Here is a 25,352-nt window from a genome sequence, read left to right on the forward strand (position 1 = left end):
CGCGGCTTACAGCCGCCGGAACCGGCTTTCAGCGGTGGCATTGTCGAAGAACGGCACACCGGGCACGGCGCGGCCTTCGACCTTGGCGGCCAGTTCGGCGAGCACCACTTCGGTGATGAAGGGCATGTCGTAGCCGCGCACCTCGTCGAGCGGGATCCACTGCAGGTGGCTCAACTCATCCTCCGCGCCCGAGAAATCATCGGGGTCCGAGGCCAAGGCGTCTGCATCGACCAGGAAGAACCGCGCGTCGAAGCGGCGGGGGCGTCCCGGCGGGGTGATCGCGCGGAACACGTATTCCAGCGCCGCGCCGTCGGGCAGGTGCCCCGTCGCGAGGTAGCCGCGCCAGCCCTTGGGCGCCTCGATCTGGGCGGCGCGCGGGTCCTTGGCACCCAGAAGCAGGCCGGTTTCCTCCCAGATCTCGCGCACCGCCGCCGCCATCAGGGCGTCCGCGTTCGCGCCGTCCTGTGACAGGCGCGCTTGGCAATCCGGCGCGGGGGGGCGGGCGAAGGGGATGTCGGCATCGACCGCATCCACGGCGCCGCCGGGGAAGACGAATTTCGAGGGCATGAAGGCGGCGTCCTTGCCGCGCTGGCCCATCAGAACGCGTGGGCGAGAGCTTGCATCGCGCAGGACGATGCCGGTGGCCGCGTCCCGGATCGCGGTCTTGTCGCTCAAAACCCATGCATCCGTTTGGCCCATTGCACGCCCACGATCAGCCCCTTGAACCGGGGCAGAAGGGCCAAGGCCATCACGGTGACGCCGATGCTGAAGCTGACGGCCATCACCCAGGCGGGCGGCTGCCACAGCTCATAGACCAGCAATTGCAGTGAGCCCATGACCTTGGCGGTCAGCAGGATCGAAAGGTAGGCCGGCCCGTCATCGGCGCGCGCGCGGCTCAGATCCTCACCACAATGGGCGCAGGTGGTGTTGAGCTTCAGGTATTTCTCATAAAGCGCGCCCTCGCCGCAGTTGGGGCACTTATGCGCCAGTCCTTTGCGGATCGCGGGCCAGGTGGGCCGCTCAACCGGAGCAGGGGTGTAAAGCGCCTCGTCAGAGGGCAGGGCGGAAGGGGTATCTGGTGTCATGGGCGCAAAATGGACCCTGGGCGTGGCGGCGTAAAGGGGCTGTGCCCGCGACGTGGGCGCGCGGATGGGGCGCTTGGATGAGACTGCATGAATTTTTTCGACGGAACTGCGACGCCCCCCCGTGAGACTTGGCAGACGAGCAAAACAAAGGAGATACTCGCATGACACTTCTGAAAGCTGGCGCCTTGGCCCTGATGATCCCCCTTGCCCTCACCGCCCCTGCCTTTGCGCAGGAAGGTGACCGCCAGGGCCCGCCGCGGATGATCTTCTCGGAGCTGGACGCCGACGGAAACGGTGCCGTGACGCTGGAAGAGATGCAGGCCGCAGGCGCCAACCGCTTCGCCGCCGCGGACACGGACGGCGACGGGGCGTTGTCGCGCGACGAGTTGCTGGCCCAGGGCGCTGAACGCGCCGAGCGCCGGGTTGACCGCCTTCTGGAGCGCGCGGATGCCGATGGCGACGGGCTCCTGACCCAGGCCGAGATGGAAGAGGCCCGTGAGGGGCGTCGTGGCCATGGGCGCGGCGGCCGGGGTCCCGACCCAGAGCGGATTTTCGAGCGGATGGATGCAGACGGTGACGGATCGGTCACGCAAGCTGAGTTCGACGAGGCCGTGGCGCGTTTCCTGGAGCGGATGGGTCGCCGCCACGGCGACCGGGGCTAAGGCGATCTGGGGCCTGGCGGAGGTGCCGGGCCCCATTTCCATTGAGGGTGAGAGCAGGATAGACACGCTGCATGGGCACGGCGCAGACAGAGCTTGGTGCATTGGACGACGGGGCCTTGATGGTGCTGTTTGCCAACGGCGATCCCGAGGCCGCGCGGCTGTTGTCCGAGCGGCTGTTGCCGCGTGCGTTTCGCCATGCCGCGCGGGTCCTGGGCCATGCCTCGGACGCCGAGGATGTGGCCCAAGACGCGATGATGCGGCTGTGGCGGGCGTCGAAGACGTGGCAGACGGACGGGGCGGCAAAGCCCTCGACCTGGTTGCACAAGGTGGTGGCGAACCTCTGTGTGGACCGGCTGCGCAAATCCGGGCGCTCGGTCGAGTTGGGCGACGATGATTTCGCCGACGACGCGCCGGGCGCAGAGGCGCGAATGCAGGACAAGGGGCGGATGGCGGCGCTGGACGCGGCGCTGGCCACTTTGCCGGAGCGACAGAGACAAGCGGTGGTGTTGCGCCATATTGAGGGGTTGTCGAACCCCGAGATTGCGGATGCTTTGAACATTGGCGTGGAGGCGGTCGAAAGCCTGACCGCTCGCGGCAAACGGGCGCTGAAGGCGGCGCTGGACGGTCAGAAGGAGGCCTTGGGATATGACGCATGAGGATGACAAAGACGGGCTCGACGCCCTGTTTTCCGAGGCGCGCGCAGAGGGCCCCGGCGCTGATCTGATGGCCCGGGTGCTGGCGGACGCCGCCGACGTGCAGGCCGAGGTGCCCGACGTCGCGGCGCCGCCACGTGGCGGCTGGCTTGCCGGGATGTTGGGCGGGCTGGGCGGCTGGAGTGCCGTCTCGGGCATCACGGCAGCCGGTGTCATGGGGCTGGCCGTGGGGCTTTACGCGCCCGATACGGTTTCGGGCCTGTTGGAAAGTGATACGGTATCCCTAGGCATCGGGACCTATGATTTCACCCCGGATGTGGGCGATTTATGGACGGAGGACGGCGATGTCTGAAGGTAAAGCACCCCGCAAAGGGCGGTGGCTGAAGCTCGTCCTGGCGGTGTCGCTGGCGTTGAACCTGGCGGTGGTGGGCTTGATCGCGGGGGCGGTGATGAGCGGGGGCGGACCCCGAGATGCGGGCGGTGCGCCTTTGGCGTTGCGCGCCTTGGGGCTGGGCCCGTTTGAGCGCGCGTTGTCGCGCGAAGATCGTGCGGAACTGCGCGAGCGCCTGGAGGGCGCGGGTGTGGAATTGCGCGAAGAACGCCGGGCGATCGGGCGGTCCTTGCGCGCGGTGGAAGAGGCCCTGCGCGCCGAGCCATTTGACCGGGCCGCCGTGGATGCGGCCTTCGCGCGGTCGCGCGGCTTGGTTGTGTCGCTGCAAGAGACGGGCCACGGGGCGCTTCTGGATCAGATTGAAAGCATGTCAGCCGCAGAGCGCGAGGCCCTGGCAGACGGTATTGCGCGGATCATGCGGCGCAATGGCGGACGCCGGTAGCGCGGTCTAAGCCGCGTCGTCACACATCTGGCTGACCTGGTCGCGGCCATGGGACTTGGCGCCGTAAAGCGCCGTATCGGCCTTGTGGATCAACGCCTCGGGCGTTGCCGCGCTGTCGGCGCGGCTGCCGGGCAGCGCAAGGCCGACGCTGGCGGTGACGCGCACCGGGAAGGTGTCGCCGCCCAGATCGTAGCTGGTGCTGCCAATGGCCGAGCGCAACCGCTCGGCGCATTCCTTGGCGTCGCGGGCGTCAGCACCCGACAGGACCACCAGAAATTCCTCGCCACCGATGCGCGCCAGAAGATCATTGGCCTGCAGCTGACCGCGCAGGCGCACGGCCACCTGTTGCAGCACGGCGTCGCCTGCCGCATGGCCGTAGGTGTCGTTAACCTCTTTGAAGAAATCCAGATCGATCATCATCACGGCGGGATCCGGGCCGGGGCGGGCCATGATCTGCTCCATCCGGTGCAGGGCAAAGCGGCGATTGTAGAGCCCGGTCAAAGGATCGGTGATCGCGGCTTCCAGCCCGGCGCGCACGCCCGCGCGCATCCGGTCCGACTGCCGCTTGCGGTCGAGTTGGGCCGAGATGCGGATCGCCAGTTCCTGGGCATCAAAGGGGTCGTGGAGCACGTCGTTGGCGCCCAGATCGAGCGCGATGGCTGCGCGTTCGCTGTCGCCCTCGGGCAGGATCATCACGGTGGCCGAATGGCGGGTGCCGGGGCGCGAGCGCAGATCCGATAGCAGGCGCAGGCCTTCGTTGCGTTGCGCCAGATCGACGGAAATGACGAAGACGTCGGGCACCTCCCCGGTGCCGGCCACCTGGGTCAGCGCGGTCTCGCGCGGGATGATCTGGACGTCGCCGCCGATGCGGTCATCGATGGCGGCCTTCCAAAGCACCGCGCCGCGGGGGCCGGGGGCGACCAGCGCGATCCGGCCGGGCCGGGACTTGCCCTGGAAGCCCAGGGCCGCTTCGGCGAAGCCGTAGGCGGCGACGGTGTCATCGCGGGCGCGCAGCTCGCGCACAGAATCGCTGGCCCGCAAAAGCGAGCGGACCCGTGCCAGCAGCGTGACCTCTTCCACCGGCTTGGTCAGAAAGTCATCGGCGCCCGCCTCCAGCCCGTCCATCTTGGCATCGCGATCCGAGAGCGCCGTGATCAGGACGATGGGAATATCGGCGGTTTCCGGGTCCGCTTTCAGGGCGCGGCAGACATCCAGCCCGCTCATGTCAGGCATCATGACGTCCAACAAAATAAGGTCTGGTTTGGTGTCGCGGGCGGCTTTCAGCGCCTCGGCCCCATTCTCGGCCTGATCTACGGAATAGCAGGCGGAGGTGAGCTTGACCTTCATCACGATCCGGTTGGTCGCAACATCGTCAACGACAAGAATACGCCCCGCCATGTGCACCTCACCTCGTTTGACAACTGCGTTCAGCTCAGGCTGAACCTCGTGTACATCCGGAACTTGACCCCGAATAGTTAACAAACCCTTTAAGTAGAAATGGACCTAAAACGATGCAGCAAGATTTCGCCGAGACCCAGGCGCTGGCGCTTCTGGCATGGTTGGCCGGGGAGGAAGAGATCCTGCCGTTGTTCATGGGGGCCACGGGGGTGAGCGAGGATGATCTGCGCGCGCGCGCCGGAGAGCCGGAGTTCCTGGCCTCGGTCATGGATTTCGTGCTGATGGATGACGCCTGGGTTCTGAAGGGGGCAGAAGCCACGGGGATCGCGGCCCAGGATTTCGCGATGATCCGGGCGGGCCTTCCGGGCGGCGATCTGCCGAATTGGACATGAGTGCGATGATAAAGGGGATCGTGTTCGACAAGGACGGCGTGCTGTTCGATTTCCAGAAGACCTGGGGTGCCTGGGCGCACCGGATGATCGACGCGTTGTCGGGCGGCGACGCAGGGGTGGGACAAAGGCTTGCGGATGCGTTGGCGTATGATCTGCAAACGCGCAAGTTTCGCCCCGATAGCTTCGTGATCGCGGGCCCGGCCCACCACATGTCCGAGGCGATTGCCGCGCAATTGCCGGGCCGCCGCCTGAGCGACATCCATGATTTCCTGGTAGAAGAAGCGTCGAAAACGCCGCTGACCCCCGCCGTGCCCCTGCGCCCCACGCTGATGGGGCTGCGCGACCGGGGCTTGAAGCTGGGGGTGGCCACCAATGACGCAGAGGTTTCGGCCAAGGCGCATCTGGCGTCCCAGGATGCCCTGGACCTGTTTGATCTTATCTGCGGGTTTGACAGCGGGTTCGGGGCCAAGCCCGACCCGGGTATGTGCCTGGCCTTTGCTCAGACGACCGGGATCGCGCCCGACGCCCTGGTGATGGTGGGCGACAGCACCCATGACATGGAGGCAGGCCGCGCGGCGGGCTTCACTTGCGTGGCGGTTCTGACGGGCGTGGCGACGGCCGAAGATCTGGCGCCCCATGCGGACGCCGTCTTGCCCGACATTGCCGCGCTGGGACGATGGCTCGACCAGGGTTGATGGGGTGATGGGTCAAATACGACGCCTCTTCGTCGCAATCCGCCAACGCGTCGCGGGCGGGCTGGGTGATGGTCAGGGTCCAGAATAACCCTGTCGTGAAGGCCACCCCATGACTGAAGCCAGTCCAAATCGCCGCCGCCGAGCCGGAGGCCGCGCCGCTGGTGTCGCGCGCGCCGCGGCCCATGTGATCGACCAGCAGCCCTGGCGCCTGCCCCGCAACAACGACCGTCCGACCGAGCCGCTGTCGCCCGAGGGCGTGGCCGCGCTGCACAAGGGCGCGATGCGGATCCTGTCGGAGATCGGGATCGAGTTCCTCAACGACGAAGCTCTGGGATACCTGCGCGAGGCGGGCTGCAAGGTGGAGGGGCAGAACGTTTTCTTCGACCCTGAGTTTGTCGAAGAGATGGTCGCCCGCGCGCCCGCGACCTTCACGATCACCCCGCGCAACCCGGACCGCAAGTTGATCATGGGCGGCGACTATATGCTCTTTGGCAACGTCTCCAGCCCGCCCAACGCCTGGGACATGGAGCGGGGCAAACGCCCCGGTGACATGGAGACCTATGTCGAATTCATCAAGCTGACCCAGTATTTCAACTGCATCCACTTCGCCGGCGGCTATCCGGCGGAGCCGATTGACGTTCATGCTAGTGTTCGCCATCTGGACTGCCTTTATGAAAAGCTGACCCTCACCGACAAGGTCGCCCATGCCTATTCCCTGGGCCGCGAACGCGTCGAAGATGTGATGGAGATGGTGCGGATCGCCGGTGGTCTGACCGATGCGGAGTTCGATGAAAGCCCGCGGATGTATACCAACATCAACTCGGTTTCGCCGCTCAAGCACGATTTCCCGATGCTCGACGGCGCGATGCGTCTGGCGCGGCGCGGGCAGCCCGTGGTCGTGACGCCGTTCACGCTGGCCGGGGCGATGGCGCCGGTGACGCTGTCGGGTGCGGTCTCGCTTTCCTTGGCCGAAGGGCTGGCCGCGATTGCGCTGCTGCAATGGATTGCGCCGGGATGCCCGGTGGCGATTGGCACATTTACCTCCAACGTCGATATGAAATCCGGCGCGCCCGCGTTTGGCACGCCGGAATACATGCGCGCGACGCAAATGACCGGCCAGATGGCGCGCTTCTATGGCTTGCCGATGCGCGCCAGCGGCGTCTGCGCGGCCAATGTGCCGGACGGGCAAGCGATGTGGGAGACGTCCAATTCGCTGTGGTCCGCCGTGCAATCGGGCGCGAACATGGTCTACCACGCGGCGGGATGGCTGGAGGGTGGGCTGATCGCCTCGCCCGAGAAATTCGTCATGGATTGCGAGGTTTTGCAGCACATCCAGCGGTATTTTGAGCCGCAGATCCTGAGCGTCGAAGAGGATGATCTTGCCTTTGACGCCATCAAGGAAGTGGGGCCGGGCGGGCATTACTTCGGCTGTCAGCACACCCAGGACCGCTATCAGGAGGCGTTTTACGGCCCGTTCCTGTCGGATTGGCGTAATTTTGAGGCCTGGCGCTTGGATGGCGCGGTCTGGACGGCGGAGCGCGCGCACAAGACCTACAAGGAAATCCTAGGGGAGTTCGAAGCCCCGCCCATGGATATCGCGATCAAGGAGGAGCTGGCGGATTTTGTGGCCCGGCGCAAATCCGAGGGCGGAGCGCCAACGGATTTCTGAGATCACCGCACATCTTTTGTTTACCTCTGTGCGCTAGCGTCCCCCTTGCACCACACTGCGAGAGGAAGCGGACGAGACATGCACGGGATGATAAATCGCGCGCTTCAAGGTTTCATCGTTGAAACCTACGGGAAAGACGTCTGGGCAGAAGTGCGCAACATCGCAGACCTACGCATCGATGAATTTGAGGCGATGCTTCACTACAAAGACGTGCTGACCCTGTCCTGTTTCAAGGCGGTGGCCCAGACGATGAACCAGGATGAAGCCTCGGTTCTGGAAGATCTGGGCACTTTTCTGATCACCCACCCGCCGCTTGACCCCTTGCGCCGCTTGCTGCGGTTTGGCGGTGCCAGTTTTACCGAGTTCGTGCTGTCTCTGGACGAATTGGCTGATCGGGGGCGCATGGCCATTCCCGACATTGAGCTGCCGGAAATCATCGTAAGCCAGGTCGATACCAAGGTGTTTGAGCTGCGCGCGCGGTGGAAACTGCCGGGCGTGGGGGCGATCCTTCTGGGCGCGTTGCGCGCGATGGCAGATGATTACGGCGCGCTGGCGTTTTTGAGCCTGGAAGCGCCGGAAGGTGAATTCGACACCCTTCGGATGGAGATCCACGACTCGCACCACACCGAAGGGCGCGCGTTCGTCTTGGCGGAGGCAATCCAATGAACATTCAAAGCCAGGGCTACGCGGGGGGGCTGAACCTGCCATTTGCGGTCCTTGATGTATTGATGCCCATGCATATAGCGCTGGATGTGGCGGGGCAAATTCGCCACGCGGGGCCGACGAGCCTGAAGATGTTGGGCGGATCCAACGTGGTCGGCAAATCACTGCTGGATGTCTTCGAATTGCGCCGCCCGGCAGGGATCAAGGATTTTGCGGGCATGACCGCCCAGGCTGGACGTCGATTGTCACTGGTGCCCGCAACGGCAGATCATCTGCCGTTGCGGGCGGTCTTGGTGCCGTTGCCCGGGATGGACGGGATGATCCTCGACATCTCACTGGGCCTTTCGTTCGCGCGTGCGGTCAGGGATTTTTCCCTCACGCTCCATGACTTTTCGCCCTGCGATCAAACGATTGAGCTGCTATACCTGCACGAGGCCAATTCCTCGACGGCGGGGCTGTCACGCCACCTGTCCGAACGCCTGCAGGCTGCCCACGCCGCCGCCAGCCACCAGGCGCGCACGGATGTTCTGACGGGGCTGAACAACCGCAGGGCTCTGGATGATGAGCTGAAACATCTGTTGGTGGACCGGGGGCACGAATTCTCGCTACTCAACATGGACCTCGACCATTTCAAGTTCGTCAACGACACCTATGGTCATGCCGCAGGTGATGCGGTGCTCGTGCAAGTGGGCCGCATTCTGGGGGGCGAGTTGAGGCGCAATGATTTCCCGGCACGGGTCGGCGGTGATGAATTTCTGATCATCCTGCGCCCGGCATTGACACCCGAGGTTGCGGGCCGCATTGCCACCCGTCTGATCGAGCGGATTGAAGAGCCGGTCAGGTTCGAGAATATCGAATGCAGGGTTTCTGCCAGTATCGGGGTCGTTTCCACCACTCAATACTTAGCGCGCCCTTCGGTTGAGCGGGTCTTGTCCGACGTCGATGGCGCGCTTTACGAGGCAAAGAATGCGGGACGCGGGCGGTTTGCCCTGGCCCATGATGGGGGGATGGCACAGCGCGCATAGGGCGGGTCTCCCTTTGCTTGGGCGTCGGGCGGGCTAGCTGACTAGCTGACCCAGATAGAAACCCGGATTGCCATGCCTGACCAGACCTCCCCGTTACGTCCCAGCGCCGTCCCCACGGGCCGGATGGCGCGCTTTGCGCGTATGGGTGGCCTCGCGTCCGGCCTCGTGGGCCGCGCGGCGGTGGGCCGGGCGACGGCCGCCTTGCGCGGAGAGCGCGCGGATATGGCAGCGCTGCTTCTGACCCCCAGCAACATCACCCGCATCACCGAGCGTCTGTCAGAGATGCGCGGCGCCACGATGAAACTGGGCCAGCTTCTGTCGATGGAAAGTGAAGACGTTCTGCTCCCGGAGTTGGCGGGCATCCTTGCCCGCCTGCGGTCCGAGGCCGATGCGATGCCGCCCAAGCAACTCAAAGGCGTTCTCACGGCGGTCTACGGCGACGAATTTCGCCTTAAGTTCAAAAGCTTCAACCCACAGCCCCTGGCGGCGGCCTCGATTGGCCAGGTCCATCGCGCCACGGCGGCGGATGGGATGCGGTTGGCGTTGAAGCTGCAGTATCCGGGCGTGCGCGACTCGATTGACAGCGATCTTGATAATGCCGCCGCCCTGATCCGCTGGACCGGCATGTGGCCCCGCGAGTTGGACATCGCGCCCTTGATGAAAGAGGCCCGCAGCCAGCTCCATGAAGAGGCCGATTACGCCCGCGAAGGCCGCTTTTTGCAGCGGTTTTCGGACCTTTTGGCGGACGATCCCAGGTTCATCGTCCCGCGCCATCGCCCCGACCTGTCGACGCGCGACGCGCTGGCCATGAGTTTCGAGCCGTCTGCCCCGATCGAAGCGCTGGCCGAGGTGGCCCCGGCGGTGCGGGATCGCGCCGCGAGCGCGCTGATTGAGCTGTGCATGCGGGAATTGTTCGATTTCCGTGTCATGCAGACCGACCCCAATTTCGCCAATTACCAATGGCGGGCCGAGACCGAGCAGATTGTGCTGCTCGATTTCGGGGCCGCGCGCGACATCCCTCAGGACCTGGCGGAGGGGCACCGCCGCCTTTTGCGCGCGGGTCTGGACGGGATGCGCGACGACATCATGACAGAGCTTGCGGCCATCGGCTTCATCAAGCCGGGCCTCAGCCCCGCGCATCGCGAGGCCATCCTCGACATGGCAGAGCTTGGCTTCAGCGCATTGCGCGGGCCTGAGCCGTTCGATTTCGCGACCTCGACCCTGGCAGATCAGCTGCGGCGACGGGGGCAAGTGATCGGACAGGAGCGCGAGCTTTGGCATATTCCCCCGGCGGACACGTTGTTTTTGCAGCGCAAGATCGGTGGCCTGTATTTGCTGGCTACCCGCCTGGGCGCGCGGGTCGATCTGCCCGCTATCGCGCGGTCCTTTGCCTCCTAGGCAACACCTGCACCACAGCCTTGGCGAAAAAGTTGATTAGCCGAACGCCAATTGATCTGTTCTAGTCCATGGCAAGCGCGTCACCGAGGAGTGGCGCGGATCACGGCGGGGGCGGCATGGCGGCAGATCTGATTTGGCTGGCTCAGGTGTATCTTGGGCTCGGCGCGGTGTCGGCCCTTGCGTTCTTGGGCGTGGGCATTGACCGGATTGATGAAAACGCCCGCGGCGTTTGGGTGTTCCGCCCTTTTCTGATCCCTGGAGTCCTGTTGATCTGGCCCCTTGTGCTCTGGCGCTGGTGGCATTTGGAACGCGGCGGCGACATGGGCGCGGCCCGGTTTCGCCCGCCACTGACCTGGCAACCGCGCTTGGCCGGTGCCATGGGCGTGGCGGTCTTCGTGATCATCACGGGCGCGATGATCTTACGGCAAGACGGGCCGCTTGAGGCCCCGGCGGTGCTGTTGGAGGCGCCGGAATGAGCGTCAAATACGTCCCCGTCCAGTGGAACCCGAACAAATGGGTCTATGACGCAGTCCTGCTGGGCATTGTCGCCCTCTACATCACGGCTTTCTTGCAGTTTGGCGCGGATCGCGCCGATGTCTCGCGCCCGATCGACGGGGCGATCCTGCGGATGCGCGCTTTTGGGACGGCGGCGTTCTTCATGCTGAGCGCGATCCTGTGTATCGGCCCCTTGGCGCGGATGGACGCGCGGTTTCTGCCGCTGCTCTATAACCGGCGCCATTTCGGCGTGCTGACCGCCGCCGTGGCGTGGACCCACGCCACCTATGTCTACGGGTGGTACTTCAACTTCACCCAGATCGACCGGATGGAGGCGCTGCTGTCGTCTAACACCGCGTTCGGTCAGATCCTCGGGTTTCCCATCGAGGCCTTGGGCATTCTGGGGTTCCTCATCTTGCTGATCCTGGCAGCCACCAGTCACGATTTTTGGCTGTCTTTCCTGGGCGCGCCACTGTGGAAGCGCCTGCATTTGTTGATCTATTTGGCCTACGGCGTGATCGTGGCCCATGTGGCGCTGGGGTATCTGCAGGGCACCGAAAACCCGGCCTTCGCAATGCTGTTCATGGTCGCAGCTTTGGGCGTTGTGGGTGTTCATATGGCCGCTTGGCAGATCGACCGGCACCGCACGACAAGCGCGGAGTGGGTGGCCGTCTGCGCACCGGGCAACATCGCCGAGGATCGCGCGAGGATCGTGCAACTCGGCCCGAAGGAACGAGCGGCGATCTTCCGGTATGAGGGCAACAAGTTCTCGGCCATCTCCAACGCTTGTGCGCACCAGAACGGGCCCTTGGGCGAGGGGCGGATCCTTGATGGCTGCGTGACCTGTCCCTGGCACGGGTTCCAATACCGCATGAACGACGGCTGTGCGCCCGCGCCCTTTACCGAGAAAATCCCGACGTATCAGCTTCAATTGCAGGATGGTCAGGTGATGCTGAACCGCAAAGCCAACCCGCCCGGTACGCCGGTCGAGCCGTTGGTCGTTGCGGAACTGGAGGCTGGAGCATGAGCGCGGATCGCGACGACACGCCGTTTTTCATCGGTTGGGCGACGCCTGATCGCAGGCTTTGGCCGTTCTTGTTGGCCGTGGCAGTCATTGCTTTTGTGGCCTCTTTTTCAATCGCTTACGTGGTCGCTGCCACCCAGGATGACCCGGGCGCGGGGGGGCGCATGGGGCGCGTGGAGGCTTTGGGCGTGCTGCAAACGCAGCCTTATCCGATCCTGCATGTTTTGGAGAGTGATCAGTTTGAGCCTGGGACGACCGTGCTGTTGATGGGGCAGGGAAAGAACGGCGCTCAGGGGCGGGCGGATCCGCTCGATGGGCAGATCGTGCGCGTCAGTGGCGCTCGGTTGAACCGGGGTGAGTTGAACGGGATTATTCTGCGCGGCGGGCAGAACGGATTGATGGTCGCGGATGACGCGACGGGCACGGTTCCGGAAGCGGAGGACCTCGGACGTTGGCAGCTGACCGGAGAGATTTGCGATGGCAATTGCCTGGCGGGCGCGATGCGCCCGGGCACGGGCCTGGCCCACCGGGCCTGCGCCAACCTGTGCATTTTGGGCGGGCTGCCGCCTGTTTTCGTCGCCACCGATACCGTCGGCGGCAGCGAGTTTTTCCTGGTCGCCGATGCCGATGGCAACCCGATGCCAGACAGCATGCTCAATTACACCGCGCTTCTTATCGAGGCCGAGGGGCGGGTGGAGCGGCGCGGCGGCATGAACGTTTTCCTGATCGATGAAACCACCGTGGGACTGGCCCCATGATCCTGCGCATCGTCCAAATCGCGGTGATGTGCGCCGCCGGCGGCCTGTCCTACTGGGGATGGCTGGAGCTGAACACCCTGCGCGGCACGCCGCTGTTCGAATATCGCTACGTGATCCTATTGACCGGCGCGATCCTTCTGTTCTCGGTCGCGCAAAGCATCATGGGCCGGATCGAGGCCTGGATGAACCCGGAAGACCATTAACCAAGACTGGAGCCCACATGCCACAGATCAAAGTCGCCGACCTCAAGACCCTGAAAGACCGGGAGCCCGCCTATGCATTGGTGGCCGACGTGGATTTGGTCGTGGTGCGGTGGGACGACGAGGTGAGCGTTTTCTACGGGCGGTGCTTGCATCGCGGGGCGTTGATGTCGGACGGGTTCGTGCGCGGCATGAACCTGATCTGCGGCGTCCATGATTGGGATTACCGTTTGGATTCAGGGGTTTCGGAATATGCCAATGAAGAGGTGCTGCCGAAGTTTGAGTGCAGTGTGGTGGGCGATGATATTCTTGTAGAAGAAGAGGAGATCGCCGCTTGGGGCCACGCCAACCCGCAGCCGTTCAATCGCGATGCCTACCTTGGGCTTTACGCGGATACGTCGCACGGGGTGGATGAAGAGCCCTATGCGGGCGTCATCCAAACCTATGCCAAGGGCGGGCTGAAGCGCACGGGGCACCACGGGCAGGTCGACGCGATGGGCGTGCCGCGCGGGCAATTGCCCGATTGGGACGACATCCAGATCCTCACCGCACAGCTTCACAAGGCCCCGATGTTGGAGGAAGAGCCCGTCGGCACCGATGTGGTCATCGGGCCGAATGCGCAAAAACCCCTGCGGCTGGAGATCCCTCTGTTCGTGTCCGACATGTCCTACGGCGCGCTGTCAGAGCCCGCGAAGGTCGCGTTGGCCCAAGGGGCAGAGATGGCTGGCACCGGAATTTGCTCGGGCGAGGGCGGCATGTTGCCCGAGGAACAGGCGGCGAACTCGCGGTATTTCTACGAGCTGGCCTCGGGCCGGTTCGGGTTTGAATGGGAGAAACTGGCAAAGGTTCAGGCATTCCACTTCAAAGGCGGTCAGGGCGCCAAGACGGGGACGGGGGGGCATTTGCCGGGCCACAAGGTGACCGGCAAGATCGCCGAGGTTCGTGGCTTGGACGAGGGGGAGTCCGCGATTTCGCCGCCCCGCTTCCCGGATTGGACGGACCCCGCGCAGATCAAGGACTTCGCCGATGAAGTGCGCGACCGCACGGGCGGCATTCCCATCGGCTACAAGCTGAGCGCGCAGCATATCGAGAAGGACATCGACGCGGCGCTGGAGGTTGGGGTGGATTACATCATCCTCGACGGGCGCGGCGGTGGCACGGGGGCAGCGCCGACCCTGTTCCGCGACAATATCTCGGTGCCGACGATCCCGGCGCTGGCTCGGGCACGGCGGCATCTGGACAAAACGCGCCCGGAAGTGTCGCTGGTGATCACCGGCGGGCTGCGCACGGCGCCCGATTTCATCAAGGCGCTGGCCATGGGCGCGGACGCGATTGCGGTGTCAAACTCGGCGATGCAGGCGATTGGCTGCCTGGCGATGCGGGCATGCCATACCAACAATTGCCCCGTGGGGATCGCGAGCCAAAAACCTCATCTTGTCAACCGGTTGATCGTCGAGAAGTCAGCGCGACGTCTGGCGAATTTCTTCGAGGCCTCGACCGAGTTGATGCAGGTGATGGCGCGGGCGTGCGGCCATGATCATCTGTCGAAATTCGAGCCGGGCGACCTGACCACATGGAAAAAGGAGATGTCCGAGATCTCGGGCGTCGCGTTTGGAGGTGTCGCATGAGCGATCTGGATTGGATCAAGGTCGCCGATGCGGCCGACCTGCCCGAGGGGCGTGTGAAGACGGTGACGGCGGGGACGACCTCGATCTGTCTGTCGCATTTCGATGGCCAATGGGCCGCGATGGACAACCGGTGCCCGCACCAGGGTGGACCGCTCGGTGAGGGCTCGATCGAGCGCGGAGTGGAGGGGCAATGCTGGATCCGTTGCCCTTGGCATGGGTGGGATTTTGACCCGCTGACCGGCGCACCTCCCGGCGGGCACGAGGATACGGGGCAGAAGACCTATGCCGTCGAGGTGCGTGATGGGGCGGTCTTTGTGGGGCTTGAGAAGCAGCCTGACCATGAGCGCACGGTGACGGACGCCATGGCCGAGACGATGGTAAATTGGGGCATTCAAAGCGTGTTCGGGATGGTGGGGCATTCGAATCTGGGACTGTCCGATGCGATCCGCAGGCGCGTGGCGGACGGTGAAATGCGCTACTACGGCATCCGGCACGAGGGCGCGGCGGCCTTCGCGGCCTCGGCTTACGGGAAGCTGACGAGTCGGCCCGCGGCCTGCCTGACGATTGCCGGACCCGGGGCCACGAACCTTCTGACGGGCATGTGGGACGCGAAGGTGGACCGCGCGCCGGTCCTGGCCCTCACGGGGCAGGTTCAGACCCAGGTATTTGGGCCAGGGGCCTTCCAAGACATTGATTTGGCGTCCGCTTTTCAGGCCGTCAGTCGGTTTTCGCAGCCGGTTCTCAGCACATCGAAGCATACGGAACTGGTCTCGCTAGCGGTGAAAAACGCGTTGATCGAGCGGGACGTGTCCCACCTCGTCTTCCCTGATGACGTGCAAACCCTGCCGAGCGACGCCCCGGCCGCCACGCCCGAGGGGCGCATGGGCGGCGCGGTGGTGAAGCCGTCAGACGCCGATGTTGATGCCGCTTTGGCGATGCTGAACGGCGCGAAACGCCCGATGATTGTCATTGGGCATGGCGCATGGGAGGCACGTGGGCAGATCATTGAATTGGCCGAGGCGCTTGGCGCGCCGGTGGTGACGACGTTCAAGGGCAAGGGCCTGATCCCAGACAGCCACCCGCTGGCGGCGGGGGTGTTGGGGCGGTCGGGCACGCCGATTGCCAGCTGGTTCATGAACGAGGCGGATCTGATCCTGTCGCTCGGAACGTCATTTTCGAACCACACAGGCATCGAGCCGAGCAAGCCGATCATCCAGGTCGATTTCGAGCGGATGCAACTGGGCAAGTTCCACCCCGTCGCACTCCCGATTTGGGGAGAGATTGGGGCGTTTTGTGACGCGATTGGCGCGCGGGTGGCCAAGGCGGCGGACGCGGAGGACCAGGTCGGCGAGTTGGCCGAGCGTTGGGAGATCTGGCGCGCCGAGAAGGCCAGCCGTCTGGCGGAAGAAGGCGCGCGCGGCGTCCATTCTGCGGCGATCTTCGAGGCGCTTTCCAAGGTCGCGCCGGAGGATGCGATCATCGCCGTGGACGTGGGCAACAACACCTATTCCTTCGGGCGCTACTTCGAGACGAAGGGCCAGCGCGTGCTGATGTCTGGCTATTTGGGATCGATCGGGTTCTCGCTTCCGGCGGCTCTGGGCGCGTGGGCCGCGACGCAAGACATCGACGATCTGAAGGGGCGCAAGGTGATCTCGATCTCGGGCGACGGCGGCTTTGGGCAATATGCGATGGAGCTGACGACGGCGGTGAAATACGGGATGGATATCACCCATTTGCTTCTTCACAACGACGAGCTTGGCAAGATCTCCAAAGAGCAGCGCGCCGGAGAATGGGAGGTGTGGGAGACTAACCTGGTGAACCCGTCCTTCGCGGCCTTCGCCCGGCTCTGCGGGGCACATGGCGCGAAAGTTACCAGTGGCGCGGACGTGGAGGCAGCGTTGGTTGAGGCGCTTGCCGTCGAGGGCCCGGCCTTGGTCGAGGTAATGACGGACGCGGACCTCGTCTAGCAGTCCCGATTGCAGAAAACGGGCAGTGGTTCGCCGTTATCCACAGAAAAGCCAGCCTCCGGGGGGGCTGGCTTTTCAATTATCCGTGTTTATCCACAGGGACCTATCGCAGTGAGAAGCTTCGCGTGGACAATCTGAGACCCGGCATCGGGGCGCCTTCGTTCAGGCGCCAAGCCTGTATCTTGTAAGTGCGAACGCCAGCGCTGTGCATCGGGTCGGCGTCGGCCAAGGTGCGCGCTGCGGCGATGTCTTCGGCCACATAGACGATCATGCCGCCGCCGCTCATCACGTCGCCGACCTCATCGGACAGGGGACCTGCCAGGAACAATTTCCCCTCCGCCTCGATCTGCTTTTGGTATTCCAGATGCGCGGCCATGACGTCTGCGGGCGGGGGGCCGGGTTGCACCGGCGTCGTGTGGCAGATGAAGACTTCCATCGCCATGCACCCCCGCGCGTAGGAGGCTTCACCGTAGTCGGCCCATTTGGGAGGTCCGCTCATGTCAATTTCCTTTCACGTATGCGTCTTGCGCAGCTCGTTTTTTTGCACCTTGCCCATGGCGTTGCGCGGCAACTCTGCCAGAAGGCGCACGTCGCGGGGGATCTTGAACCGCGCGAGGCGATCTGAGAGCGCGGCGATGATCGCGTCGGCATCCGTCGCGTCTGTCGCCTCCAGCACCACGGCGGCGGCCACAGCCTCGCCCAGATCGGGGTGCGCCACGCCGTAGACGGCGCTTTCGACGACGCCGGGCAGGGCGTCGATCTCGACCTCCACCTCCTTGGGATAGATGTTGAAGCCGCCGGAAATCACCAGGTCCTTTTCGCGCCCGACGATGGAAACGTACCCCTCGCCGTCCTTCTGGCCCAGATCGCCGGTGATGAACCAGCCGTCTTCGGTGAAACTTTCTTTCGTCTTTTCGTCATTGCGCCAGTAGCCCGGCGTCACGTTGGGGCCGCGTACTTCGATGCTGCCGATGCCCGCGTCATCGGGGTTGGCAAGCCGCAAGCCCACGCCGGGCAAGGGGTGGCCCACGGTGCCCGCGCGCCGCTCGCCCGCGAAGGGGTTGGAGGTGATCATGTTGGTCTCGGTCATGCCGTAGCGTTCCAGGATGGCGTGGCCGGTTTGCGCCTCGAACGCCTTGTGGCTTTCCGCCAGCAGCGGCGCGGAGCCCGAGATGATCAGGCGCATGTGTTTCATCGCCTTTCTGTCGAAACGGGCATCGCCAATCATGCGGGTGTAGAAGGTCGGCACGCCCATGATCGAGGTGGCTTGCGGCATCAACTCGGCCAGTTGGTCGAGGTTGAAGGACGGGCAGAAGATCATCCGCCCATGGGCCGCCAGCGTGATGTTTGTGGCCACAAAGAGGCCATGGGTGTGGAACACCGGCAGGGCGTGCAGCAGCACGTCCTTGGCGGTGAAGCGCCAGCAGACCTTGAGGGCCTGGGCGTTGGAGATCAGGTTGCCGTGGGTCAGCATCGCGCCCTTGGAACGCCCGGTGGTGCCGGAGGTATAGAGGATTGCCGCCAGATCGCCGGTGTCTCGCGCGGCGGGGGCAGCAAGGGGCGGCGCGGTTGAATGAACCAATTCCGAGGGTGCAGCGGTTGGGACATTCCGCGCCTCCGCCACCGATTTGGCGGCCTGGGTCGTGTCGTCGAGGACCAACAGGGCGGGTTCGGCGTCTTGCAGGAAGTAATCCAGTTCGGCAGGCGTATAGGCCGTGTTGAGCGGCACGAAAACGGCGCCTGCCGCGACGGTGGCGAGGTAGAGGATCAACGCCTCGGGCGATTTGGCGATTTGGCAAAGGACCCGGTCGCCGGGTTCTACACTTGCCGCGCCCAAGGCGCCTGCCGCCGTGGAGATCGCGTGGCGGAGCGCGCCGTAGGTCATCACGTCCCCGCCGGGTACTTCCAGGAAGACGGCGTCGTCGGATTGGTGCTTGAGGAAGGCGTTATAGAGAGGGTTGGTCATCGTCGGCACGTCTTTCATCCGCCTGATCAATGGGGCGGTCTTGCATCCAGGGGCGGGGGCGGCCAAGGGCTTGGCGCACCGCGCGCGATAGGGCCAGCTCGCCCGTGGCGGCAAACGCCTCGTGGCGCGCTTCTACCTGGTCGAGTTCATATAGGTAATTGACCATCATGCCATGGCTTTGTGCGATCCCCTTGGGCGAGAGGTCTGCGCCTTTGTTGATCCGGTGCAACTCCGCACCATTGCCGAGGTGGAACTTGGCGACCGGATCAAGGGGTTTCCCGGCGGTGTCTTTCGCCTCGGCCAGATAAACAGCGGCAGCTTGGGGGGTGATGTCATGGGTTTTCGCCCAAGCGGCAAAGCCCGGAATGGGCGAGAGGGTGGAGAACGTGCGCAGGTTTGGCAGCTCGGCCTGAAGGTCCGAGGCCACCTGTTTGATCAGGAAAGCGCCGAAGGAAATCCCCGCAAGCCCCGCCTGACAGTTGGATATCGAATAGAAAATCGCGCTGTCGGTGTCTTCCGCCGCAAGCACATCCCGGGACGAGGCCAGCACGTCCTGGATGGAGCCTGCCAGACCCTTGGTCAGGGCAACCTCGACGAAAATCAGCGGCTCGTTAGGCATGGCGGGGTGGAAGAAGGCGAAACAGCGCCGGTCCGAAGGGACCAGGCGTTGGCGCAGCGCGTCCCAGGTGTCGATGGCGTGGACGGCCTCGTAGGCGATTATCTTCTCCAGAAGATCTGCCGGGCTGTGCCAGTCGATGCGTGTCGGGACGAGGAAGCCGCGGTTGAACCAACTGCGCAAAAGATGGCGCAGATCACTGTCGATGGGGGCAAGCGTTGGGTCTGTGCGCAGAGCGGTCAGAAGGCGCGCGCGGACCTCGACGAGACGCGCTGTGCCTCGGGGTGCGGCGTTCAGGCGGCGGAAGAGCTCCTGGCGGGGCGGCTCGGCGGCCAATTGCAGCGCCTTGAGGGCGGCGCCGTCTTCGCGGGCCCGCTCGGCGGCGGCAAGGACGGCGTCCAGATCGACCTCGAAATCGTCGCGAAGCGCTGCGAAATAGGCGGCGATCCCGGCGTCATCCAGCGCTTCGATCAAGCTCAACACCCGGTCGGCAATGGCCACGCCCGAGGCTTGACCCCGCGCTGTCAGAAGGGTGTGGCTTAGCCCGACGGGGTCGTCGTCCGCGGTGTTGCCCCACAGCCTCTGCATGCCGCGCGGACCCATCAGATTGCGCAAAAGTCCCTTGAGCGACGTGTCTATGGCCATGTCTTTCCCCTCGGAAACCCCGTCATTGATAAAAAATCGATTTTTGTTTGACAACCCGTTTTTCCGCTGCGACAAATTGGCAAGCTCAAGAGGGGGGAGAATCCATGAAGCTTCTGACCGGCACCGCAGCGGGGGCCTCGACGCCATCGGTTTTTTCCGTCTCTGACGGGCGCGCGACGCCCGTGGCGGAGGGCGACTTGACTGCGATCATCGCGGCTGTTGCAGGGGGGGCTGCAATGCCCGCGCTGCCCGAGAGTGCCGTTTCAGTCGACGTGGCCGAGATCACGCCTGCGTTGCCCGTGGCGCGCCCGGGCAAGATTGTGTGCCTTGGGTTGAACTTCGCCGAACATGCCCGTGAAGGCGGTTACGACGTGCCGGACTACCCGGCCATGTTCATGCGCGCGGCGACCTCGATGATCCCGGCGGAAGCGCCGATGGTGCTGCCCACGGCCTCCCACACATTCGATTATGAGACCGAACTGATGGTGATCATCGGCAAAGGCGGGCGGCACATTTCCGAGGCTGACGCGCTGAAGCATGTCTTCGGCTATTCAACCTTCAACGACGGCTCGATCCGCGAGTATCAACGCAAGACGCATCAGTGGACGGCGGGCAAGAACTTTGACGGGACGGGCGCTGTGGGGCCGATTGTTGTGACGCCCGACGAGGTGCCGGAAGGGGCCAGTGGCTTGACGATTGCAACGCGCCTGAACGGGCGCGTCCTGCAGAACTCCAACACGTCCGACATGATCTTCACGGTCGCGCGCACCATCGCGATTGTGTCCGAGATCATGACGCTGGAACCCGGCGATATGATCGCCTTCGGCACGCCGCCAGGCGTTGGCCACGCGCGCAAACCGCAGGTTTGGATGAAGGCAGGTGACGTCGTGGAGGTCGAGATCGAGGGCATCGGCATTTGCCGCAATGAGATCGTGGCCGAGGCCGACATGACGACGGGCGCAGCGGCAGAATGAACGTGGCGGTGGACCCCAAAGAAGCCGCTCAGGCCGAAATCCGCGACCTGCGGGCGCGGATTTCTGAGCTTGGCGAGGATGGCATTGAGTTGATGCTGACCAAGGCGCGGTCGCACTACGCGTGGACGGACCGCCCGGTGACGGAGGCGCAGTTGCGCCGCCTCTACGACATCACCAAGCAGGGCGCGACGAGCATGAACACCTCACCCGCGCGGTTCATTTTCGTGACCTCGGACGAGGGGCGGCAGCAGTTGGTGCCTGCGCTGAAGCCCAAGAACGTGGAAAAGGTGCTGAGCGCGCCGGTCACCGTGATCATTGCCGATGAGATGACGTTTTGGGAGCGGCTTGATTACCTTTTCCCCCATGAAGATCGCAAGCCGATGTTTCGCGGGAAAGACGCCTACATCAATGACACGGCTGCCCGGAATGCCACGCTGCAAGGGGCGTATATGATGATGGCGGCCCGGGCGATGGGGCTGGATTGTGGGCCGATCTCGGGCTTTGACAACAAGGTCGTGGACGAGACGATCCTAGCGGGCACGACGATGCGGTCAAACTTCTTGCTGAACCTGGGATACGCGGATGAGACCGCGATTTTCCCCAAACTACCAAGGCTGCCGTTCGAGGAGGCGTGCAGCTTTCTGTGACATGAAACAGGCGCCCGGGAGAGCGTCAAATACAGGGGCCAACGTGCCCGACATTCTGGATTGGGAGGATAATCCATGACCATGAAACTCAACCGCCGCTCGATGCTGGCCGGAACCGCTGCGGCAGCCACTGCGGCGAATTTTGGCCTGCCCGCCTTGGCCCAGGGCCGCACCGTGACGGTGATCGACGGCTATCCGGACCGCGCCATGTGGGTGCAGGAATTGTCCAATTTCTACCTGCCCGAAGTGAACCGCCGCCTGACCGAGATGGGCTTGGAAGCGATGGACTTCCAGGAAAGCTATGGCGGCTCCATCGTGCGCCCGCGCGGCGTGCTGGAGGGCATGCGTTTGGGCCTGGGCGACATCGGCGTTGTCACAACGATCTTCCATTCCTCGACACTTCCGTCCCAAGGATTGTCCGCTGTGACGCCGTTCATCTCGGCGGATGCCGGGCTCGTGGCACGCTCGGTCGATGAGATCGCGATCGAGTTTGACGCCATGCGCGCGGAATTTGAGGCTCAGGATCAGGTCTATCTGGCGACGGGCGTGGTGCTTGACAGCTACCAGATGTTCTGTAGTCAACCCATTGAAACTCTTGCCGATATGTCCGGCCTGAAGTTCGCAGGCGCGGGCTACAACCTGCGTTATCTGGAGGGCCTTGACAACGTCACCGGCGTTCGGGGCGGCCTGACCGACTTCTACAACATGATCCAGACCGGCGTGACCGAGGGCGGGATGCTGTGGCCCGAGGCCGCCAACACCTTCGCAATTGCCGAGGTTGCGCCCTATATGCTGCGCGCTGATCTGGGGGCGGTGAACTCCAAGACACTCACGGTCAACAAGCGCTTCTGGGATGGGCTGGACGCGGACGTCCAAGGCGTTCTGCGCGAGGTTGGGATCCTTTATCGTGACCGCCTGGCCGAAGTCGCCATGGGCCGCGCGGCCACCAGCGAGGCGGCCTTCGTGGAAGCGGGCGGCACGATTGTCGATCTTGCCGCAGATGAGCGCGCCGCCTGGGCGGCCGCCATGCCCAACATCGCCCAGGAATGGGCCGAAGGTTTGAACGCCGACGGCAAGGACGGCAGCGGCATGCTGGCCACCTATATCGACAAGCTGATCGCTGGCGGCGAGACGCCCGCGCGCAACTGGGCCGCGGAAGCCTAAAGCGTGAGCGAGTTTGATCCAACAAACGCGGGGCCCCCAAACGGGGGCTCTGCCCTGCAGCGCGCGGCGAATGGCGCGGCGCGGCTGATGACAGGCGTGGCGCAGGCCTCCAACGCGGTGGGGACGCTGGTGGTGCTGGGCCTTGTCCTGCTGATCAACACCGACGTGATCGCGCGCAACGCGTTCAACGCGCCGTTTCGGGGCACCTACGAGGCGGTGCAGTTCCTGTTGGTGATGATCGTCTTCCTGCAATTGCCTGATGTCGTACGCATCAACCGCCTGACCCGCTCCGACGGTTTCCTTGCCGTTCTGGCCAACCGCAGACCCGCCATCGCGCGGTTTTTCGCGCGCGTCATCGACACGGTGTCCTGCATCTTCATGGGGCTGATCGCCTACGCCATGTGGCCAGAGTTCATCCGCTCCTGGACCGAGAATAACTATTTCGGCACGCCGGGCATCTTCACGGCGCCCTACTGGCCGATCCACCTTGCGATCACCTTCTCTGCCGCGCTCTGCGCGCTGATCTTCGCGACCAAGGCCATCTCGGGCCGTCGCAGGCCTGAGCGGTTGCACCTTGAAGAGTCCGGCGCATGAGCCCGTTTGAGATTGGCGGCATCTCGGTCATCGCAATGGTCGCGATGATCTACATGGGCGTCTATATCCCGATCGCTTTGGGCGTCGTTTCCTTCGTCACGATCTGGATCCTGCGTGACAGTTTTGAGCTGCCCCTCGCGCTGCTGAAAATCGCCGTGGGCGATAGCGTGACGGAATACTCCTTCGCCACCATTCCGCTGTTCACCTTCATGGGGTTGATCGTGGCCAAGGCGGGCATGGGCGAGGATGTCTACCGGGTGATGAACACGCTTTTCCACCGCATCATGGGCGGGGTCGGTATGGCCACGGTTGGGGCGAACGCACTGTTCGCAGCGGTCACTGGCAGTTCCATCGCCAGCGCCTCGGTCTTCACCAAGGTCGCGGTGCCCGAGATGATGAAGCTCAACTACAACAAGCGTTTCGCGGTGGGTGTTGTCGCCGGGTCGAGCGTGTTGGGCATGATCATCCCACCCTCCGCCATGCTGATCATCTACGCCATCGTGGCAGAAGTCAGCGTCGGCCACATGTTTCTGGCGGGCGTCATTCCCGGCATCATGCTGTCGATTGCCTATATCGTGGCGATCTGGGGCATGTCGGTTTTTCGGCCGAGCTTTGTCGTCAACGAGGGCGTGGGTCAGATCGACGATTCCAAACTGTTGAGCACTGGGCAGATCATCCTTTTGTGCCTGCCCTTGTCCGGATTGGTCGCGATGGTTTTGGGGGGCATCTACACCGGCTGGCTGACGCCGGTAGAGGCAGGGGCTGCCGGTGCCGCCCTGGGCCTGATCTATGCCGTCGTGCGCCGGAAGATGGATCTGAAAGGCTTTTGGAACGCCCTGCTAGAGACCGGGCACATCACCGCCGCGATCTTGTTCCTGATCACCGCCGCCTCGATCTACAGCCGCATGTTGGGCATCGCGGGCATTCCCAACGCGCTGGGTGATTTCCTGGAAACCTACGAGCTTGGGTTTACCGCCGTGATGATCATGCTGGTGATCCTGATGCTGTTTCTCGGCACGCTTCTGGACACCGCATCGATCATCTTGATCGTGGTGCCGTTGTTCCTGCCCATTGTAGAGCCGCTTGGCGTTTCCCTCGTGTGGTTCGGCATCATTGTCGTCATCGGCGCCGAGATCGGGTTGCTGACGCCGCCCCTTGGGATCAGTTGTTTCGTTATCAAATCCACGATCAATGACCCCAATATTACCCTCAAGGACGTGTTCATGGGCGCCTTGCCCTTCGCCTTCGTGATGCTGATCGTCCTGTTCATCCTGATCGAATTCCCAATCCTGTCCACGGCCCTGCTGCCGTAGCCGCCGGAGGCTTTTCCATGCGCAACGTCACTTCTGACACTCTGACTGATCTTCTGTTGGGCCTTTCCGGTCCCGATACCGACCCGCGTTTGCAGGAAGTTCTGACCAGCCTCGTCAAGCACCTGCACGCTTTCACGAAAGAGGTGGGGCTGACCCACGCCGAGTGGCGCAAGGGCCTGGAATTACTGACCCGCGCCGGAGAGATCACCGATGACGAGCGCAATGAATTCGTGCTGTTCTCGGACGTTCTGGGCCTGTCGTCGCTGGTCGATATGATCAACTCTCCCGATGCGTGCACGTCGTCGTCCGTCCTGGGACCGTTCCACATTCTGGGTGCGCCTGCGTTGCCTGTGGGCGGGGATATGATCGGCGACAACGAGGGCCCACAAGTGGTGGTCGAGGGGCGCGTGATGGACCAAAGCGGCGCGCCAATTGAGGGCGCGCAGATCGAGCTATGGCAGACCGCCGACAATGGCCTCTATTCCAATCAGGACGACGCCCAAAGCGAGTACAATCTGCGGATCTCCATGACCACGGGGGCGGACGGACGCTATGCGCTGTCCACGATCCGGCCCGCGCCTTACCTTGTGCCAACCGACGGCCCGGTGGGTGATCTGCTGAATGCCACGGGGCGGCATGCCTGGCGGCCGTCACATCTGCATTTCATTGTGCAGGCGGAGGGGTTCCGCAGCCTCGTGACAGAGGTCTTCCCCAGCGATGACCCCTACCTGGACGCAGACGCCGTCTTCGGCGTGCGCAGCGATCTGGTGATGGAATACAAGCCCGGAGATCGGGCTGCCCTCGCCGATGATTTTGAGGCGAAGGCCAACCTGGACGCCAGCTTCAGTAAGGTCGATTTCGACTTCGTGCTGCCGCCCGCATAAGCGC

28 protein-coding genes are annotated in these 25,352 nt (G+C 63.9%); 22 read left to right on the forward strand and 6 right to left on the reverse strand.

The window, feature by feature from the left end:
* Positions 1 to 6: 6 nt before the first annotated feature.
* Positions 7 to 699 carry an NUDIX hydrolase gene (locus tag AC6I9R_RS07945; protein ID WP_461425035.1) on the reverse strand — a complete coding sequence of 231 codons (693 nt, stop codon included), beginning with the start codon at positions 697 to 699 and terminating at the stop codon, positions 7 to 9.
* Positions 672 to 1,085 (reverse strand): DUF983 domain-containing protein, encoded by a 414-nt coding sequence (locus tag AC6I9R_RS07950; RefSeq protein WP_461425036.1) that lies wholly within the window; start codon positions 1,083 to 1,085, stop codon positions 672 to 674. Before AC6I9R_RS07950 ends, AC6I9R_RS07945 begins: the two co-directional genes overlap by 28 nt.
* Positions 1,086 to 1,246: 161 nt before the next feature.
* Here AC6I9R_RS07950 and AC6I9R_RS07955 point away from each other — a divergent pair, with 161 nt between their 5' ends.
* From AC6I9R_RS07955 to AC6I9R_RS07970, 4 genes are all read left to right on the forward strand, one after another.
* Entirely contained in the window at positions 1,247 to 1,747 is a 501-nt protein-coding gene (locus AC6I9R_RS07955; RefSeq protein ID WP_461425037.1) for an EF-hand domain-containing protein, read from the forward strand.
* Positions 1,748 to 1,818: 71 nt separating this feature from the next.
* Positions 1,819 to 2,403 (forward strand): RNA polymerase sigma factor, encoded by a 585-nt coding sequence (locus tag AC6I9R_RS07960; RefSeq protein WP_461425038.1) that lies wholly within the window; start codon positions 1,819 to 1,821, stop codon positions 2,401 to 2,403.
* Complete coding sequence (locus AC6I9R_RS07965) at positions 2,393 to 2,752, forward strand: hypothetical protein (RefSeq protein WP_461425039.1); 360 nt, start codon at positions 2,393 to 2,395, stop codon at positions 2,750 to 2,752. Before AC6I9R_RS07960 ends, AC6I9R_RS07965 begins: the two co-directional genes overlap by 11 nt.
* Positions 2,745 to 3,233 (forward strand): periplasmic heavy metal sensor, encoded by a 489-nt coding sequence (locus AC6I9R_RS07970; RefSeq protein WP_461425040.1) that lies wholly within the window; start codon positions 2,745 to 2,747, stop codon positions 3,231 to 3,233. The genes AC6I9R_RS07965 and AC6I9R_RS07970 overlap by 8 nt, the downstream gene beginning before the upstream one ends.
* A gap of 6 nt (positions 3,234 to 3,239) precedes the next feature.
* Here the strand turns inward: AC6I9R_RS07970 and AC6I9R_RS07975 are convergent, their stop codons facing one another.
* Entirely contained in the window at positions 3,240 to 4,631 is a 1,392-nt protein-coding gene (locus AC6I9R_RS07975) for a diguanylate cyclase (protein ID WP_461425041.1), read from the reverse strand.
* A gap of 113 nt (positions 4,632 to 4,744) precedes the next feature.
* Between AC6I9R_RS07975 and AC6I9R_RS07980 the strand changes: the two genes are divergently transcribed.
* The 12 genes from AC6I9R_RS07980 to AC6I9R_RS08035 all read left to right on the forward strand — a co-directional run bounded on the left by AC6I9R_RS07980 (position 4,745) and on the right by AC6I9R_RS08035 (position 16,545).
* A complete protein-coding gene (locus AC6I9R_RS07980) occupies positions 4,745 to 5,023 on the forward strand; it encodes a DUF3572 domain-containing protein (protein ID WP_461425042.1) in 279 nt (92 codons plus the stop codon).
* Positions 5,024 to 5,028: 5 nt separating this feature from the next.
* Positions 5,029 to 5,718: an HAD family hydrolase gene (locus AC6I9R_RS07985; protein ID WP_461426593.1), complete on the forward strand. Its 690-nt coding sequence runs from the start codon at positions 5,029 to 5,031 to the stop codon at positions 5,716 to 5,718.
* Positions 5,719 to 5,827: 109 nt separating this feature from the next.
* Positions 5,828 to 7,387, forward strand: coding sequence for a trimethylamine methyltransferase family protein (locus AC6I9R_RS07990; RefSeq protein ID WP_461425043.1), 1,560 nt, complete (start codon positions 5,828 to 5,830; stop codon positions 7,385 to 7,387).
* Between the two features lie 78 nt (positions 7,388 to 7,465).
* Positions 7,466 to 8,053, forward strand: a complete 588-nt coding sequence (locus AC6I9R_RS07995; protein ID WP_461425044.1) for a heme NO-binding domain-containing protein — start codon at positions 7,466 to 7,468, stop codon at positions 8,051 to 8,053.
* Positions 8,050 to 9,075 (forward strand): GGDEF domain-containing protein, encoded by a 1,026-nt coding sequence (locus AC6I9R_RS08000; protein WP_461425045.1) that lies wholly within the window; start codon positions 8,050 to 8,052, stop codon positions 9,073 to 9,075. The genes AC6I9R_RS07995 and AC6I9R_RS08000 overlap by 4 nt, the downstream gene beginning before the upstream one ends.
* Before the next feature lie 72 nt (positions 9,076 to 9,147).
* Positions 9,148 to 10,473, forward strand: coding sequence for an ABC1 kinase family protein (locus tag AC6I9R_RS08005; protein WP_461425046.1), 1,326 nt, complete (start codon positions 9,148 to 9,150; stop codon positions 10,471 to 10,473).
* Between the two features lie 68 nt (positions 10,474 to 10,541).
* Positions 10,542 to 10,949, forward strand: coding sequence for a hypothetical protein (locus AC6I9R_RS08010; RefSeq protein WP_461425047.1), 408 nt, complete (start codon positions 10,542 to 10,544; stop codon positions 10,947 to 10,949).
* On the forward strand, positions 10,946 to 11,995 hold the full coding sequence (locus AC6I9R_RS08015; protein ID WP_461425048.1) for a Rieske 2Fe-2S domain-containing protein: 1,050 nt from the start codon (positions 10,946 to 10,948) through the stop codon (positions 11,993 to 11,995). The genes AC6I9R_RS08010 and AC6I9R_RS08015 overlap by 4 nt, the downstream gene beginning before the upstream one ends.
* Positions 11,992 to 12,750, forward strand: a complete 759-nt coding sequence (locus AC6I9R_RS08020; RefSeq protein WP_461425049.1) for a hypothetical protein — start codon at positions 11,992 to 11,994, stop codon at positions 12,748 to 12,750. The genes AC6I9R_RS08015 and AC6I9R_RS08020 overlap by 4 nt, the downstream gene beginning before the upstream one ends.
* Positions 12,747 to 12,953: a hypothetical protein gene (locus tag AC6I9R_RS08025; RefSeq protein WP_461425050.1), complete on the forward strand. Its 207-nt coding sequence runs from the start codon at positions 12,747 to 12,749 to the stop codon at positions 12,951 to 12,953. The genes AC6I9R_RS08020 and AC6I9R_RS08025 overlap by 4 nt, the downstream gene beginning before the upstream one ends.
* Positions 12,954 to 12,970: 17 nt before the next feature.
* A complete protein-coding gene (locus tag AC6I9R_RS08030) occupies positions 12,971 to 14,578 on the forward strand; it encodes a glutamate synthase-related protein (protein ID WP_461425051.1) in 1,608 nt (535 codons plus the stop codon).
* Positions 14,575 to 16,545 carry a thiamine pyrophosphate-binding protein gene (locus AC6I9R_RS08035; protein ID WP_461425052.1) on the forward strand — a complete coding sequence of 657 codons (1,971 nt, stop codon included), beginning with the start codon at positions 14,575 to 14,577 and terminating at the stop codon, positions 16,543 to 16,545. Before AC6I9R_RS08030 ends, AC6I9R_RS08035 begins: the two co-directional genes overlap by 4 nt.
* 103 nt (positions 16,546 to 16,648) lie before the next feature.
* On the opposite strand, the gene AC6I9R_RS08040 is transcribed toward AC6I9R_RS08035, so the two are convergent.
* From AC6I9R_RS08040 to AC6I9R_RS08050, 3 genes are read right to left on the reverse strand one after another with little or no spacing between them, the layout of a single operon-like run.
* Positions 16,649 to 17,044, reverse strand: coding sequence for a YciI family protein (locus tag AC6I9R_RS08040; protein ID WP_461425053.1), 396 nt, complete (start codon positions 17,042 to 17,044; stop codon positions 16,649 to 16,651).
* A 12-nt stretch (positions 17,045 to 17,056) separates the two neighbouring features.
* A complete protein-coding gene (locus AC6I9R_RS08045) occupies positions 17,057 to 18,511 on the reverse strand; it encodes an AMP-binding protein (protein WP_461426594.1) in 1,455 nt (484 codons plus the stop codon).
* Entirely contained in the window at positions 18,492 to 19,772 is a 1,281-nt protein-coding gene (locus AC6I9R_RS08050; protein WP_461425054.1) for a malonyl-CoA decarboxylase, read from the reverse strand. The genes AC6I9R_RS08045 and AC6I9R_RS08050 overlap by 20 nt, the downstream gene beginning before the upstream one ends.
* Positions 19,773 to 19,876: 104 nt before the next feature.
* Here AC6I9R_RS08050 and AC6I9R_RS08055 point away from each other — a divergent pair, with 104 nt between their 5' ends.
* From AC6I9R_RS08055 to AC6I9R_RS08080, 6 genes are all read left to right on the forward strand, one after another.
* The gene (locus AC6I9R_RS08055; RefSeq protein ID WP_461425055.1) at positions 19,877 to 20,746 is read left to right on the forward strand and encodes a fumarylacetoacetate hydrolase family protein; all 870 of its coding nucleotides are present in this window, start codon (positions 19,877 to 19,879) and stop codon (positions 20,744 to 20,746) included.
* A complete protein-coding gene (locus AC6I9R_RS08060) occupies positions 20,743 to 21,393 on the forward strand; it encodes a malonic semialdehyde reductase (RefSeq protein ID WP_461425056.1) in 651 nt (216 codons plus the stop codon). Before AC6I9R_RS08055 ends, AC6I9R_RS08060 begins: the two co-directional genes overlap by 4 nt.
* A gap of 75 nt (positions 21,394 to 21,468) precedes the next feature.
* On the forward strand, positions 21,469 to 22,557 hold the full coding sequence (locus AC6I9R_RS08065; protein WP_461425057.1) for a C4-dicarboxylate TRAP transporter substrate-binding protein: 1,089 nt from the start codon (positions 21,469 to 21,471) through the stop codon (positions 22,555 to 22,557).
* A gap of 3 nt (positions 22,558 to 22,560) precedes the next feature.
* Complete coding sequence (locus AC6I9R_RS08070; protein ID WP_461425058.1) at positions 22,561 to 23,151, forward strand: TRAP transporter small permease; 591 nt, start codon at positions 22,561 to 22,563, stop codon at positions 23,149 to 23,151.
* Positions 23,148 to 24,464 carry a TRAP transporter large permease gene (locus tag AC6I9R_RS08075; RefSeq protein WP_461425059.1) on the forward strand — a complete coding sequence of 439 codons (1,317 nt, stop codon included), beginning with the start codon at positions 23,148 to 23,150 and terminating at the stop codon, positions 24,462 to 24,464. Before AC6I9R_RS08070 ends, AC6I9R_RS08075 begins: the two co-directional genes overlap by 4 nt.
* A gap of 17 nt (positions 24,465 to 24,481) precedes the next feature.
* Positions 24,482 to 25,348, forward strand: a complete 867-nt coding sequence (locus AC6I9R_RS08080) for a dioxygenase family protein (protein ID WP_461425060.1) — start codon at positions 24,482 to 24,484, stop codon at positions 25,346 to 25,348.
* Positions 25,349 to 25,352 lie beyond the last annotated feature (4 nt).

Source organism: Gymnodinialimonas sp. (genome assembly GCF_059726805.1).